The 12,819-nt window shown below is 61.3% G+C and carries 13 protein-coding genes; 4 read left to right on the top strand and 9 right to left on the bottom strand.

The window, feature by feature from the left end; all coding sequences use genetic code 11:
- Nucleotides 1-16: 16 nt before the first annotated feature.
- Entirely contained in the window at nt 17-664 is a 648-nt protein-coding gene (locus ACQKP4_RS19840) for a VOC family protein (protein ID WP_427635325.1), read from the bottom strand.
- 148 nt (nt 665-812) lie between these two features.
- Here ACQKP4_RS19840 and ACQKP4_RS19845 point away from each other — a divergent pair, with 148 nt between their 5' ends.
- The 4 genes from ACQKP4_RS19845 to ACQKP4_RS19860 all read left to right on the top strand — a co-directional run bounded on the left by ACQKP4_RS19845 (nt 813) and on the right by ACQKP4_RS19860 (nt 5,381).
- The gene (locus ACQKP4_RS19845) at nt 813-1,349 is read left to right on the top strand and encodes a sigma-70 family RNA polymerase sigma factor (protein WP_427635326.1); all 537 of its coding nucleotides are present in this window, start codon (nt 813-815) and stop codon (nt 1,347-1,349) included.
- The gene (locus ACQKP4_RS19850) at nt 1,346-2,293 is read left to right on the top strand and encodes a FecR domain-containing protein (protein ID WP_427635327.1); all 948 of its coding nucleotides are present in this window, start codon (nt 1,346-1,348) and stop codon (nt 2,291-2,293) included. The genes ACQKP4_RS19845 and ACQKP4_RS19850 overlap by 4 nt, the downstream gene beginning before the upstream one ends.
- Before the next feature lie 81 nt (nt 2,294-2,374).
- Nucleotides 2,375-4,789 carry a TonB-dependent siderophore receptor gene (locus tag ACQKP4_RS19855; RefSeq protein ID WP_427635328.1) on the top strand — a complete coding sequence of 805 codons (2,415 nt, stop codon included), beginning with the start codon at nt 2,375-2,377 and terminating at the stop codon, nt 4,787-4,789.
- A 67-nt stretch (nt 4,790-4,856) separates the two neighbouring features.
- Nucleotides 4,857-5,381 (top strand): hypothetical protein, encoded by a 525-nt coding sequence (locus ACQKP4_RS19860; protein ID WP_427635329.1) that lies wholly within the window; start codon nt 4,857-4,859, stop codon nt 5,379-5,381.
- A 40-nt stretch (nt 5,382-5,421) separates the two neighbouring features.
- Here ACQKP4_RS19860 and ACQKP4_RS19865 read toward each other — a convergent pair whose 3' ends face one another.
- From ACQKP4_RS19865 to ACQKP4_RS19900, 8 genes are all read right to left on the bottom strand, one after another.
- Nucleotides 5,422-7,008 (bottom strand): arylsulfatase, encoded by a 1,587-nt coding sequence (locus ACQKP4_RS19865; RefSeq protein WP_427635330.1) that lies wholly within the window; start codon nt 7,006-7,008, stop codon nt 5,422-5,424.
- Nucleotides 7,009-7,092: 84 nt separating this feature from the next.
- Nucleotides 7,093-7,746, bottom strand: a complete 654-nt coding sequence (locus ACQKP4_RS19870; protein WP_427635331.1) for an SDR family NAD(P)-dependent oxidoreductase — start codon at nt 7,744-7,746, stop codon at nt 7,093-7,095.
- Nucleotides 7,743-8,387, bottom strand: coding sequence for a TetR/AcrR family transcriptional regulator (locus tag ACQKP4_RS19875; RefSeq protein WP_427635332.1), 645 nt, complete (start codon nt 8,385-8,387; stop codon nt 7,743-7,745). Before ACQKP4_RS19875 ends, ACQKP4_RS19870 begins: the two co-directional genes overlap by 4 nt.
- A gap of 63 nt (nt 8,388-8,450) precedes the next feature.
- Nucleotides 8,451-9,275 (bottom strand): SDR family NAD(P)-dependent oxidoreductase, encoded by an 825-nt coding sequence (locus ACQKP4_RS19880; protein WP_427635333.1) that lies wholly within the window; start codon nt 9,273-9,275, stop codon nt 8,451-8,453.
- A 30-nt stretch (nt 9,276-9,305) separates the two neighbouring features.
- The gene (locus ACQKP4_RS19885; protein ID WP_427635334.1) at nt 9,306-9,722 is read right to left on the bottom strand and encodes a MaoC family dehydratase; all 417 of its coding nucleotides are present in this window, start codon (nt 9,720-9,722) and stop codon (nt 9,306-9,308) included.
- Between the two features lie 14 nt (nt 9,723-9,736).
- The gene (locus ACQKP4_RS19890; RefSeq protein ID WP_427635335.1) at nt 9,737-10,177 is read right to left on the bottom strand and encodes a MaoC family dehydratase N-terminal domain-containing protein; all 441 of its coding nucleotides are present in this window, start codon (nt 10,175-10,177) and stop codon (nt 9,737-9,739) included.
- Between the two features lie 29 nt (nt 10,178-10,206).
- A complete protein-coding gene (locus ACQKP4_RS19895) occupies nt 10,207-11,391 on the bottom strand; it encodes a lipid-transfer protein (protein ID WP_427635336.1) in 1,185 nt (394 codons plus the stop codon).
- Nucleotides 11,392-11,421: 30 nt separating this feature from the next.
- Nucleotides 11,422-12,522 carry an acyl-CoA dehydrogenase family protein gene (locus ACQKP4_RS19900; RefSeq protein WP_427635340.1) on the bottom strand — a complete coding sequence of 367 codons (1,101 nt, stop codon included), beginning with the start codon at nt 12,520-12,522 and terminating at the stop codon, nt 11,422-11,424.
- Nucleotides 12,523-12,819 lie beyond the last annotated feature (297 nt).

The following is a 12,819-nucleotide window of genomic DNA, read 5'->3' on the forward strand; positions in this document are numbered from 1 at the left end:
CTGACCAATCCTCTATTCAAACGCTCGGCATCGGCAGTGTTTTCAACCCGCTCGGCGTTTGGATATGCGCGATTAAATACGGCGTTGCTCCCGCGCCAAGCGCATGCAGATTAACCGGTCCCGAAAAATTGATCGCGCCGAGCAGGGTGTTGATTTTTTCGGGATCGAAATGAAATACGTCGAGCGCGATCAGCGAACAACCCTGATCCTTGAGCGTGCGGGCGGGGTGTTCCGGTGAGTCCCACTGAATCAAGGTCGGGGCGGCACCGTCCAGTGGCAGGCTGCCGTCGTGGGGGATCGTGATCTGCCAGGACAAATGGCCTCGGGTCATGGGCTCCGCGTCTCCGACAATGTCGCGCCACGCCTTGTTTATGCCGTGGATATCATCGGTCCGGGCCGCCCATGTGGCCAGGCGGGCGGGTGCATCGGCGGGCAATTGATCGAGGTCAAACCAGCGCGGGCGGTTCGGACGCGCGGCGCACGGGTCTACCGCAATCACTTCCAGATACACCGCTTCACCGAGGCGCAGCAGTCGGTTGTGGGTGCCCATCCGTGGATGGCTGCCGCCCGGTTGCAACTCGACGCCCAGCGCGCGGGTCACGAACGCGCAGCCGGTCTCCAGGTCCGGCGCGACGATGGCGAGGTGATCGAGGCTGCTGTTCATTGGCTCAGTACCGTCCGGCGAAATTGTGGTGGGGCGATTCGCCAATGAATCTAGCGCGCCGATGTTCGCTTGTCGCCCGCCGGTTGCATCGCTATAGTGCGATCCATTCTCAAATGCAATCGCCTCGCTTTAACAGGAAACCCGCCTCATGGGTGCTGCCTCTTCCCGCGACTCAACCCTGCACCGCGACATTCAATCGCTGTACGTCGAGCACCATTCCTGGCTCCAGGGCTGGTTATGGCGGCGGATGGGTTGCCGCAGCGATGCCGCTGACTTGGCGCAGGACACGTTTGTGCGGATGTTCCGCACGCCCGCGGCGCCCCGTGAGCCGGACCTGAACCAGCCGCGCGCCTACCTGGCGACCATCGCCCGGCGGCTGATGCTCAATTTGTACCGCCGTCGTTCGGTAGAAGAGGCGTGGTTGCAGACGCTGGAGCAACTGCCTGACCAGTTCGCGCCGTCCGCCGAGGAGCAATGCCTGATCCGCGAGGCACTGCAGACAGTCGATACCCTATTGCAAGGCTTGCCGCCGTTGGTGCGCCGGGCGTTTTTGCTGTCGCAACTGGAAGGCCACACTTACGCCGAAATCGCCACGATGCTGAACGTGACGGTGCGCACTGTGCAGCGCTACCTCACGCAGGCGATGGAGCAATGCATGCTGCTGGCGATGGCGCAGGAAGGATGAGCGACCTGCCGCTGGAGCGCAGCGTCGTGCGCGAAGCCGCACGCTGGTACATGCGCCTGAACGACATGGATCACGACGCGGCTCAACACGTGCGATTCGAGCAGTGGCGCAAGCAGCATCCCGATCATGAGCGCGCCTGGCAGTTGGCGCAGCGGGTCAGTCAGCAATGGCAGGGCATTCCCAGTGGCGTAGGTTTGCCGACGCTGGACCGCGCCGATCAGTTGAGTCGTCGCTCCGGGCTCAAGGCCTTGGTCCTGCTGATGACTGCCGGGCCTGCGGCGCTGGTGGCGTGGCGTCAATCGTCCTGGTCGGCGGATGAGCGAACCGCCATCGGCGAGCAGCGGCAGATCAATTTGCCGGACGGCACACAGCTGAATCTGAACACCCAAAGCGCCGTGGACATTGTGTTTGATGCAACCCAGCGGTTGATTCGGCTGCGCGCCGGGGAAATTCTGGTGACCACCGCTCAGGACCGTCTCAAGCGGCCGCTGTTGGTGCAGACCGATCAGGGCAACGTGCGTCCGGTCGGCACGCGGTTCAGCGTGCGACTGGAAGAGGCGCAGAGTCTGGTCAGCGTGTTTGCCGGCGCGGTCGATATCCAGCCGAACCGGGGCAACGCCGAGGTGCGGCTGAACGCCGGGCAAAACGTACGTTTCGACAACCATCACGTGCTGGCCGCGACCGCGTTGCCTGCCGGCAGCGGCGACTGGGCGCAAGGCGTGTTGCGCGTCGAGCGGATGCCGCTGTCGGCATTCGTGCGCGAGTTGAACCGCTATCGGCCCGGCTGGATACGCTGCGAGCCACAAGTGGGCGAACTGCTGATCAGCGGCGCCTTCCAATTGCGTGACACCGATCTGGTGCTCAGCGCCGTGTCGCGGGCATTGCCGGTGAGCGTCGTCTACCGCACGCGCTACTGGGTAACCCTGCAATCGCGCCTCGCCTGAAAAAAACTTCGCCTCGCCTGTCCTGTTTCTCAACGCTCGCGTGTCCTCTCTGCAAACAGGTCTTATCGATACGGAGTCTGCATGTCCTTTTCCCCTCGTCCATCGTCGCTGGCGTGTGCCTTGCACGTTGCCGTTCTGGCGCTCAGCGTGTCCGCCAGCCCGACGTTATTCGCCGCCGATGTTGAGCATTATTCGATTGCCCCCGGTTCGCTGGGGCAAGTGCTGTCCAGCTTCGCCGCCACGGCGGGCGTCAATCTGGCGATTGATCCGGCATTGGTGCAAGGGCGCAAAAGCGCCGGTCTGGAAGGCGATTACCCGTTGCAAAGCGGTTTTGTGCGGCTGTTGGCCGGCAGTGGCTTGCGCGCGACATCCCAAGGCGATGGCGTGTATGTGCTGGAGGCGATTCCGCAAGGGGCGTCTGTAGAACTGGAGCCGACCCAGGTCCAGGCCCTTCGCCCGAGTGAACAGACCGGCACCGGTCCGGTGCAGGGCTACGTCGCCACGCGGACCACGGTCGGGACCAAGACCGACACGCCGATCAACGAAATCCCGCAGACCATTTCAGTGATCACCCGCGACGAAATGGACCAGCGCGGCGTGCAGGATTTCAACTCGGCGGTGGCGTATACGCCGGGCATTCGAGTGCTGGATTACGCCGGCGGGCAGGGCGCTCCGGACATTTTCATGCGCGGCTTCCGGGCGTTTAACCTGTTCGGTATTTATCAGGATGGTTTGCGCACCGGTTTCAACCAGTACGACACCAGTTTCGAGACGTTCGGCCTGGAGCGCATCGACGTGGTCAAAGGTCCGGCGTCGGTGCTGTTCGGGCAAATGGCGCCGGGCGGGGTGGTCAACATGACCAGCAAACGCCCGCAGGAAACACCGATCCATCACATCGAAGTGCAGGGCGGCAGTTTTGACCGGCGGCAGATTGGCCTCGACCTGGGCGACCAGCTAGACAGCGAAGGCACCTTGTTTGGCCGGGTGGTGATGTTGCAACGCGACAGCGGCACGCAAGTCGACCATTCCCCCGACGACCGCACCTACGTCGCGCCATCGCTGACCTGGAAACCCGATGACGCCAACACCCTGACCCTGCTCACCAGTTACAACAAGAGCAAGACCGGCGGCTCGGAGCAAAGCTTCCCGGCCATCGGCACCGTGCTGACCAGCCCCTATGGCCATATCGCCTCGGACACGTACCTGGGCTGGAAAGGCAGCTATTACCACGTCGAAACCACTTCCGTCGGTTCGATCTACGAGCACTTGTTCGACAACGGCTGGAAGTTCCAGCAGAACCTGCGCTACATGCACTCCAACGTCGGTTTCCTCGCCAGCGGTCCGGACGTGGTCCTGAACGAGGACGGCCGCACCCAGGACGTCGGTTTGCAGTTGCGGCCCAAAAGCAGCAACACCTTTTTGGTCGACAACAACATTCAGGGCACTTTCAACACCGGGCCGTTGCAACACACCTTGCTGACCGGGGTCGATTATTCGCATTACAAGGCCGAGGAAACCCGCCGCAACGGTGACCCGGACCCTGAGTTCGAGATGCTCGACTTGTACAACCCGGTGTATGGCGGCGCCGCGATCTGGTACGACCCGTTGCAACGCGACACCAATAGCAAGATGCAGCAAGTCGGCGTGTACATTCAGGACCAGATCAAACTGGACCGCTGGGCATTGACCATCGGTGGCCGCGAAGACTGGGCCAAGGATCGCGAGCAGGGCCTGTACTTCGGCACCGAAAACGTCGACACCGAACAGCGCGATCACAAGTTCACCGGGCGAATCGGCCTGGCGTACCTGTTCGATAACGGCATCACGCCGTACGCCAGTTACAGCACCTCGTTCCAGCCCAACCCCGATACCGATATCTCCGGTGGCATGTTCAAGCCTACCGAGGGCGAGCAATACGAAGTCGGGGTCAAATACCAACCGCCGGGTTACGACGCCTCCGTTACCGTTTCGGCATTTGACTTGACTCAGAAAAACGTCACCACCGCCGACCCGGTCAACAGCGGATTCTCGGTACAAAGTGGCGAGGTCCGATCCCGTGGATTTGAAATCGAGGGCAAAGCCAGCCTCAGCCGTAACTGGAACATGCTGGCGTCCTACGCCTACACCGACGCCGAAATCACCGAGGACACCACGTTCAAAGGCAACACCCCGCGCGCGATTCCACGCAATACCGCCAGTGTCTGGCTGGATTACACCGTCGACAGTGGCGCGTTCGATGGCGTCGGAATGGGCGTGGGCCAGCGCTATATCGGTTCCTCGTACAACATTCAAAACACCGTGAAAACCCCGCAGTACACCTTGACCGACGCGACCTTGCGTTATGACCTGGGCAAGGCCGGTCTCACGGGCACCCAGCTCTCGGTGACCGCCAACAACCTGTTCGACAAGCACTACTTCGAGCCGGGGTTCTACGAGGATTCGGTGTTGTACGGCAACCGCCGCAACGTCATTGCGACGCTGAGTTATGACTGGTGAGGCAGGCTTGAAAGTCGTGGCGTGAGCTAAGCTCTCAATCTGCACAACACGCCAGGTCTCGACAAAAATGAGCGCCTTTGACACTTACTGGTTCCCCACCATTCTGGGCGTGGCCTGCGCCGTCATCGGCGCCTGGCTTTCGGCGAAGTGGCCCGAATACCAGACCACCCAACAATACTCGCGTCGCAACGACCTGCTCGGCGCCTGGGCGTCCACCTGGCAGGACGCCGATGACCCCAATCAGTGGGTGACTGAAACGGTGGCGATTGATATCGACCAAGGCAAGCTGCGCCTGCGCAACTCGGACAATGTCGGCGGTTACCTGTGGCAGGGGGCGTGTGATCTGTACGACGATCACTACCTGTACGGCACCTGGAAGTCGCTCAGGGAAGGGTCGCATTCGACGGGGGTATTCAGCTTTCTGGTGTTGCCCCAAGGCAATGTGCTGGTCGGGCAAGCCATGGGTCAGGATAAGCTGGGCGTGCCGCGCACCTCGGACTGGATCCTTGCCCGGCGCAAAGAGGATCTCGACATCGGCAAACGCTGGCTCGCCAGGCATGCGACGTATTACCGGGGAGATGCTGCGTCTTGAAAGACGGAGCCGCCCCTGGACAACGAGGGGCGGACACGGCTTATGGCTTGGTTTGAGCCTTGGCTTTTTCTTCGATTTTCGCGTCGACCGCTGCGCGGATCTGATCAATGCTGAAACTCGCCGGCTTCTGGCTCGGCGGGTACTCGATGAAGGTCTGGAGGAACCGCGCCGCCTTGGCCACTCCGGCCGCCAGCAAGTAAGAGTTCTTCACCGTCCAGTCGTAATACTGGTCAGACACCACATCGGCGCGCTCGTACGGGTCCATTCGCAAGTTGAACAGCTTCGGTACGCGCAGTGTCACAAACGGGCTGCTCCACACGGTGAAACCTCCGGGTTCGCGCTGCTCGGCGAAGACGATTTTCCAGTTGTCGTAACGCATCGACACCAGCACACCGTCATCGTTGAAGTAGTAAAACTCCTTGCGCTCGCCTTTGGGCTGTTGACCGGTCAGGTATGGCAGCTGGTTGTAGCCGTCCAGGTGCACTTTGAAATTGGCGCCTCCGGTGGTCGGTGACCAGCCTTTGAGCAGCTTGTCTTTCACACCGCTGTCACCCGCAGCGGCCATCAGGGTCGGGAACCAGTCCATGCCCGAGAACATCTCGTTGGACACTTCGCCGGCCTTGATCTTGCCCGGCCAGCGCACAATTGCCGGTACCCGGTAAGCCCCTTCCCAGTTGGAGTTTTTCTCGTTGCGGAACGGCGTGGTCGCCGCGTCCGGCCAGGAGAACTGGTTCGGGCCGTTGTCGGTGGTGTAGACGACGATGGTGTTGTCGGCGATTTTCAGGTCGTCGAGGGTTTTCAGCAATTTGCCGACGTCGCCATCGTGCTCAAGCATGCCGTCGGCGTACTCGTTGCCGGGCATGCCGCTCTGGCCTTTCATCGAGTCGCGCACGTGAGTGAACAGGTGCATGCGGGTGGTGTTCATCCAGACGAAAAACGGTTTGTCGGCCTTGACCTGTTTCTCGATGAACGATTGGGCGGCAGCCGTGGTTTCGTCGTCGATAGTTTCCATGCGTTTGGCGGTCAGGGCGCCGGTGTCTTCGATCTTGCCGTCGGCGTAGCTGTGAATCACGCCGCGCGGGGTCCGGGACTTGACGAAGTCCGGGTCATCCTTGGGCCAGTAGGCGCGTTCGGGTTCTTCTTCGGCGTTAAGGTGATAAAGGTTGCCGAAAAACTCATCGAAACCATGGTTGGTCGGCAGGAATTCATCTTTGTCGCCGAGGTGATTCTTGCCGAATTGGCCGGTGGCATAGCCTTCGGATTTCAGGGCCTGGGCAAGGGTGATATCACGTTTTTGCAGGCCGATTGGTGCCCCCGGCACCCCGACTTTGCTCAGGCCGGTGCGCAGCGGCGACTGGCCGGTGATGAACGATGAACGGCCAGCGGTGCAGCTGTTCTCGGCGTAATAGTCGGTGAACAGCATGCCTTCGTGGGCAATGCGGTCGATGTTCGGTGTCTTGTAGCCGACCACACCCATGGAGTAGGCGCTGATGTTGGTCTGGCCGATGTCATCACCGAAAATCACCAGAATGTTGGGTTTTTCAGCGGCCCCGGCTGTTGCCGAAATCGCCAGGACCGAAGCCGCCACCAGGGCAAGTTTCGGCAGCCACTTTGTTATGCGAGTCATCTGACTGGCTCCTTGTTGACGGGCGTCGCGACGAGCGACCAACGACCATGTTCGAGCGTCGTCAACAAGAGCACGCCACCCGTATCAGGTGGCGCGGCTGACGCGTTCATGGCCATCGACATGCAATACGGCGCCGGTCACGCTGGCACCCGCGCCGCTGGCCAGTAACAGCAGCGGACCATTGAGTTCCTGAAGGCCTGCGTCCGGGCCTTTGTTGGGTCCGGGGGCGATAACGTTGACGCGAATGCGGTGCGGCGTCAGCGACTGGGCCATGGCGCGGCTCATGCGAATCAGGCTGCTGTTGGGGCGCAGGCACGGGTTCGGCGCGCTGATCGGGCGCGGCGGTGGATCAATGTTGACGATGCTGCCACCGCGTTCGGCCCTAATCATATGGAGGCTGGTGCAGTGGACGATGTGATTATTGAGGGCAATGTGTTCATGTTCGGCGCTGTTATTGATCAACACATCCACGCTACCGAATTGCGCCTGCACGCGTTCCAGTGCGGCTTCGATACTTGGCCGGCGGGCGCTGTCGAGCGCGACGATCAACACTTCGCCACCTTCCCAGCGCAGGTCCGCCGCCAGCTGTTCCAGTTGCGAAGGGTGCTGTGCGCCAAGGGCCACGCGGGCACCGGCGAGGCTGATCAAACGGGCGAAGTGCGCGCCCAGGCGGGTAGCGGCATCGGCCACCAACACCGTTTTGTCGGCCATCGAAAACGGTTGCATGAGATCGCTCATGGGCGCACCTCCAGCGGCACTGAGCGGCGATTGATCACGGTGCGCGGCACTGAGACAGGAGGCGGCACAAGCGATTCGGCACCGAGCATTTTCAGCACCAGGTCCGAGTAGTGACGTATCACGTCATCGATACCCCAGCGGCCATCAGCCTGATACCAGACACAGGCGTGGGTCAGCATGTTGAACAGGGTGCGCGCCATCAGTTTGGGTTCGGCGCAACTGAGCGAGCCTTCCTTGACGCCTTGTTCAAGCAGCTCTTGCAGGGCTTTGAGGTACTGACGCCGGGCCTGACGTACTTGCTGCAAATCCTCGGCGCCGAGGCTTCTGAACTCCAGGTTGCCAAGCATCGCTTCATCCTGATGCTCCAGGTGATAACGCACATGGCAGGCAATAAAGGCACGCAACTTGACGTCGGCAGTGCTGGTTCTGGGGCGGCAGCGCGCCCACTCCCGGCTCAGGCCCTGGAGGTAATCCAGAATCAGTTCCAGCAGCAGTTCGCTTTTACCCTTGTAATAAATGTACAGCGTTGAGGCATTAATGCCGGCTTCGGCCGCGAGTTGGCGCAGGCTCATCGACTCATAGCCGTTACGCGAGATCAGTTTGATGGCGGCCAGGCGGATATTGATTTCAGTCATGTTCATGGGGTGATCCTGCGGTCATCAAGCCAGGCTGGGGCGAGGCAGCAAGCTGCCTCGCCCCGGTACTTATTGCAGATTGCCGGCGACGGCGATGGTTTGCGCGGTGATGTAGTTCGACTCGGGCGAGCAGAACAGGTACACCGCGTCGGCCGCTTCCTGCACGGTGCCCGGGCGACCCAGTGGGTTGCGTTGAGCGAAGGACTTGGCTGCTTCCGGGCTGATGCCGACACGGATGTCACGGCCTTCAATGTTCACGGTGGCACCGGCATGGGCGTCCGCCTTGGTCATACGGGTTTCGATGAAACCGAACGCCACGGCGTTGACGTTGACCTTGAAGCGGCCCCATTCGCGGGCGAGCGCACGGGTCATGCCGATCACACCGGCCTTGGCCGAGGAATAGTTCATCTGCCCGGCGTTGCCGTTGAGCGCCGACACCGACGAGATGTTCACGACTTTGCGGAACACTTCGCGCTCTTCAGCGGCGTCTTTCAGTGCCTGAGCCTTGATGATCGGATAGGCCGCACGCAGGATGCGGAAGGGCGCGGTCATGTGGCAGTCGAGAATCGCGTACCACTGCTCGTCGCTCATCTTCTGGATCACGTCGTCCCAGGTGTAACCGGCGTTGTTGACGATGATGTCAATGCCGCCAAAGTTATCCATCGCGGTCTTGATGTAGCGGTCGCCGAAGTCCGGGGCACTCACGTTGCCGTGGCAGACCGCGGCCTCACCGCCCAGCTTGCGAATCATTTCCGCCGTCTCGTGGGCCGGATCGGCGTCCAGGTCGTTGATCACGATGCGCGCGCCTTCGCTCGCCAGCTTCAGGGCGATCTGCTGACCGATACCGCGACCGGAGCCGGTGACCAGTGCGACTTTACCGTCGAGTTTTGCCATGGGGTGTTGCTCCTCAATTATTGGGTTTGTTTACAGAGCGATCACGGCGTCACCGACAATCTTGGTCTCGCCGTATTGATTGGTGGTGCGCACTTCGAGCTTGATCCGTTGTTCGCCATCGACTTCAAAGCGATCAACGACGGTGCCGCTGCACGTGATCTGATGGCCCAGGTGGGTGATGCCGAGGAAGCGCACGCCGAACTCGCGCAACTGGCGCTGATCAACCCATTGCGTCAGCAGGCGGCCGAGGTAGGCCATCGACAACATGCCGTGGGCGAACACATCGGCCATGCCGGCCTTGCGTGCGTAATCGGTGTCGATGTGAATCGCGTTGTGATCACCCGACGCACCGGCGAACAACGCCAGCGTAGTGCGGTTGATCGGTGGCAAGGCCAGCGGCGGCAAGGTGTCGCCGATGTTGATTTTTTCCAGGCTTATGGCGTTCATCTGTGTTCTCCGGTTCAGCCGTTGCGCTGCACGAGCACGCTGCGCAAATCTGCAACGTGCTCACCGTGCTGATTAGTCACTCGGGTTTCACGCACCACGAATTCCAGTGCGCCACCTTTCTTGTCGTAGATGTCAGCGATGCGCACATCGAAGCGCAACGTGTCGCCGGCATAGGCCATGCGGTGGTAACGGAACGACTCTTCGCCGTGCAGGATGCGCGCGGTGACAATGCCCAGTTCATCGCGCCAGGCGTTGGACGGGATCTGGAACTCCAGCGAAAACAGGAACGTCGGCGGCAGCGGCAGGCCGGGATAGCCGGCGTCGCGCGCTGCTTGTTCGTTGAAGTAGATCGGATTGGTTTCACCGATGGCCTTGGCGAAAAAACGCAGTTGCCCGGCTTCGGCGGTGGCGAGGAACGTCGGCAACTGCCGGCCGATGTGTTTCTTGTCGATCATCTGGATGGCTCCTTTGCAGGTCGGGCGCGTCAGTTCTTCTGGAACACGGTCACCACACAGGCACCGCCCAGACCGAGGTTGTGCTGAACGGCGATGCGTGCGCTCTGCACCTGACGCTGCTCGGCGGTGCCGCGCAATTGGTGAGTCAGTTCAAAGCACTGCGCCAGACCGGTGGCGCCCAGCGGGTGGCCCTTGGAAAGCAAGCCACCGGACGGGTTGGTAACCCATTTGCCGCCGTAGGTGTTGTCGCCGTCGTTGACCAGTTGCTCGGCGGCGCCTTCGGCGCACAGCCCCAGCCCTTCGTAGGTCAGCAGCTCGTTTTGCGCGAAGCAGTCGTGCAACTCGATGACGTCGATGTCGCTCGGGCCGATGCCGGCCTGGTTGTAGGCGATGTCGGCGGCCATGCGGGTCATGTCGAAACCGACCACGCGGATCATGTCTTTGGCGTCATAGGTACTTGGCAGGTCGGTGGTCAGCGCCTGGCCGGCGATCAGCACGTCGGTGCGCAAGCCATGTTTTTTCGCGAACGCTTCTGACACGACGATGGTGGCGGCGGCGCCACAGGTTGGCGGGCAGGCCATCAACCGGGTCATCACGCCTTCCCACAGCATTGGCGCGGCCATCACTTCTTCGGTGCTGACCACGTTGCGGAACACGGCCAGCGGGTTGTTCGCGGCGTGGCGGCTGGCCTTCGCGCGGATCTTGGCGAAGGTTTCCAGTTGGGTGCCGTACTTTTGCATGTGCGCGTGACCGGCGCCGCCGAACTGGCGGATCGCGTTCGGCAGGTCAGGCATGCCGATCAATTCATTGGCCAACGTAAGGGCGCGTTCCGTAGCCGGCGCGCGGTCGCTCCAGGCGGATTTCAGGGCGCCGGGGTTCATTTGTTCGAAGCCAAACGCCATGGCGCAATCGACCACACCGCTTTGCACTGCCTGGCGCGCCAGGAACAGGGCGCTGGAGCCGGTGGCGCAGTTGTTATTGACGTTGATCAGTGGAATGCCGGTCATGCCCACGCGGTACAAAGCTTTCTGCCCGCAGGTGGAGTCGCCGTACACATACCCGGCATAGGCCTGCTGAATGTCGCTGAAATTCAAGCCCGCGTCGGCCAGGGCGTGGCGAATCGCCTGTTCACCCATGACGTCGTAGGGCTCGTTGGTCCCCGGTTTCTTGAACTGGATCATGCCGACACCAGCAACGAATACCTTTTGGCTCATCGTGTTGTTCCTTTTTTTGTTGTTGGGTTTTCAGAGCTTGCGTGCGATCAATTCGCGCATGACTTCACTGGTGCCGCCGTAGATGCGGTTGACGCGCATGTCGACGAAGGCGCGGGCAATCGGGTACTCCATCATGTAGCCGTAACCTCCATGCAACTGGACCATGTCGTCGATGCATTTCCACAGGGTTTCGGTGGTAAACAGCTTGGCGATGGCTGCTTCTTCGAGGGTCAAGCGACGACGCATGTGTTCGCCGAGGTAGTAGTCGACCATTACCCGCATGGCCGTGGCCTGGGCCTTGATGTCGGCGAGCTTGAATTTGCTGTTCTGGAAATCCCACACGGTCTGGTTGAACGCGCGGCGGTCCTTCACGTAGTCGAGGGTGTGTTCCAGCAAGCGTTCCAGTTTGGCGGCGGCGGACACGGCTATGGAAAAGCGTTCTTGCGGCAGTTCGCCCATCAGGTAGGTGAAACCCAGGCCTTCTTCGCCGAGACGGTTGCCGACCGGTACGCGAACGTTGTCGAAGAACAACTCGGCGGTGTCCTGTGCATGCTGGCCGACCTTGTCCAGTTTGCGCCCGCGCTTGAAACCGGCGCGGTTGGCTTCCACGGCGATCAGGCTGATGCCTTTGGCGCCGGCGCTCGGGTCGGTTTTGCAGACCACGATGATCAGGTCGGCGGTCAGGCCGTTGCTGATGAAGGTTTTGCTGCCGTTGATCACGTACTCGTCGCCGTCGCGTACTGCGCTGGTGCGCACGGCCTTGAGGTCACTGCCAGTGCCGGGTTCGGTCATGGCGATGGCCAGGATGATCTCGCCGGAGCAAATACCCGGCAGCCATTGCTGTTTCTGTTGGTCATTGCCACAGCGATTGATGTACGGGGCGATCACGTCGGAGTGCATGCCGAAATAGGGGCCGCTCACGCCGGAGCGGGCGAACTCTTCGTTGAACACGGCACAGTGGCCGAAGTCGCCGCCACCACCGCCGTATTCCAGGGGCAGGGTGATGCCAAGCAAACCCTCGCGACCGGCCTTGAGCCAAGTCTCGCGGTCTACCTGGCCGGCTGCATCCCAGGCGGCCTGACGCGGCAGGCATTCGCGTTCGAAGAAGCGACGGGCGGTGGTGCGGAACATCTCATGATCGTCGCGGAAAACGGTTCGGGCGATATGCACGCAAGACTCCTCAATGTTCACAGGCCGGCTCGCATGGAACAGGCGCTGACGCAAGGCGCGAGTTACGCCTTTGGACTGAGGGTTACGATAGGCCGCCGGGCCCTGGCGGAACGCCACCCGAGGCGGGTGGCGAGATGAAAATCAGCGATTGTGTGAAGTAAAGAACCTGTGGGAGCGGGCTTGCTCGCGAAGGCACCCTCGACACCTCAGTAATCATCCCCGCGCTCGGTGATGTCTTTCTCGACCAACACCGCATCC

The organism is Pseudomonas sp. NPDC086278 (assembly GCF_050280905.1).
In the GTDB taxonomy this organism is placed as follows: Bacteria; Pseudomonadota; Gammaproteobacteria; order Pseudomonadales; family Pseudomonadaceae; genus Aquipseudomonas.

Coding starts and splice junctions, on each gene's coding strand:
- ACQKP4_RS19855 (WP_427635328.1), top strand. CDS start 2,375: ATGTCCTTTTCCCCTCGTCCATCGTCGCTGGCGTGTGCCTTGCACGTT.
- ACQKP4_RS19890 (WP_427635335.1), bottom strand. CDS start 10,177: ATGATCGACAAGAAACACATCGGCCGGCAGTTGCCGACGTTCCTCGCC.
- ACQKP4_RS19895 (WP_427635336.1), bottom strand. CDS start 11,391: ATGAGCCAAAAGGTATTCGTTGCTGGTGTCGGCATGATCCAGTTCAAG.
- ACQKP4_RS19845 (WP_427635326.1), top strand. CDS start 813: ATGGGTGCTGCCTCTTCCCGCGACTCAACCCTGCACCGCGACATTCAA.
- ACQKP4_RS19865 (WP_427635330.1), bottom strand. CDS start 7,008: ATGACTCGCATAACAAAGTGGCTGCCGAAACTTGCCCTGGTGGCGGCT.
- ACQKP4_RS19885 (WP_427635334.1), bottom strand. CDS start 9,722: ATGAACGCCATAAGCCTGGAAAAAATCAACATCGGCGACACCTTGCCG.
- ACQKP4_RS19880 (WP_427635333.1), bottom strand. CDS start 9,275: ATGGCAAAACTCGACGGTAAAGTCGCACTGGTCACCGGCTCCGGTCGC.
- ACQKP4_RS19875 (WP_427635332.1), bottom strand. CDS start 8,387: ATGAACATGACTGAAATCAATATCCGCCTGGCCGCCATCAAACTGATC.
- ACQKP4_RS19900 (WP_427635340.1), bottom strand. CDS start 12,522: ATGTTCCGCACCACCGCCCGTCGCTTCTTCGAACGCGAATGCCTGCCG.
- ACQKP4_RS19870 (WP_427635331.1), bottom strand. CDS start 7,746: ATGAGCGATCTCATGCAACCGTTTTCGATGGCCGACAAAACGGTGTTG.
- ACQKP4_RS19850 (WP_427635327.1), top strand. CDS start 1,346: ATGAGCGACCTGCCGCTGGAGCGCAGCGTCGTGCGCGAAGCCGCACGC.
- ACQKP4_RS19860 (WP_427635329.1), top strand. CDS start 4,857: ATGAGCGCCTTTGACACTTACTGGTTCCCCACCATTCTGGGCGTGGCC.
- ACQKP4_RS19840 (WP_427635325.1), bottom strand. CDS start 664: ATGAACAGCAGCCTCGATCACCTCGCCATCGTCGCGCCGGACCTGGAG.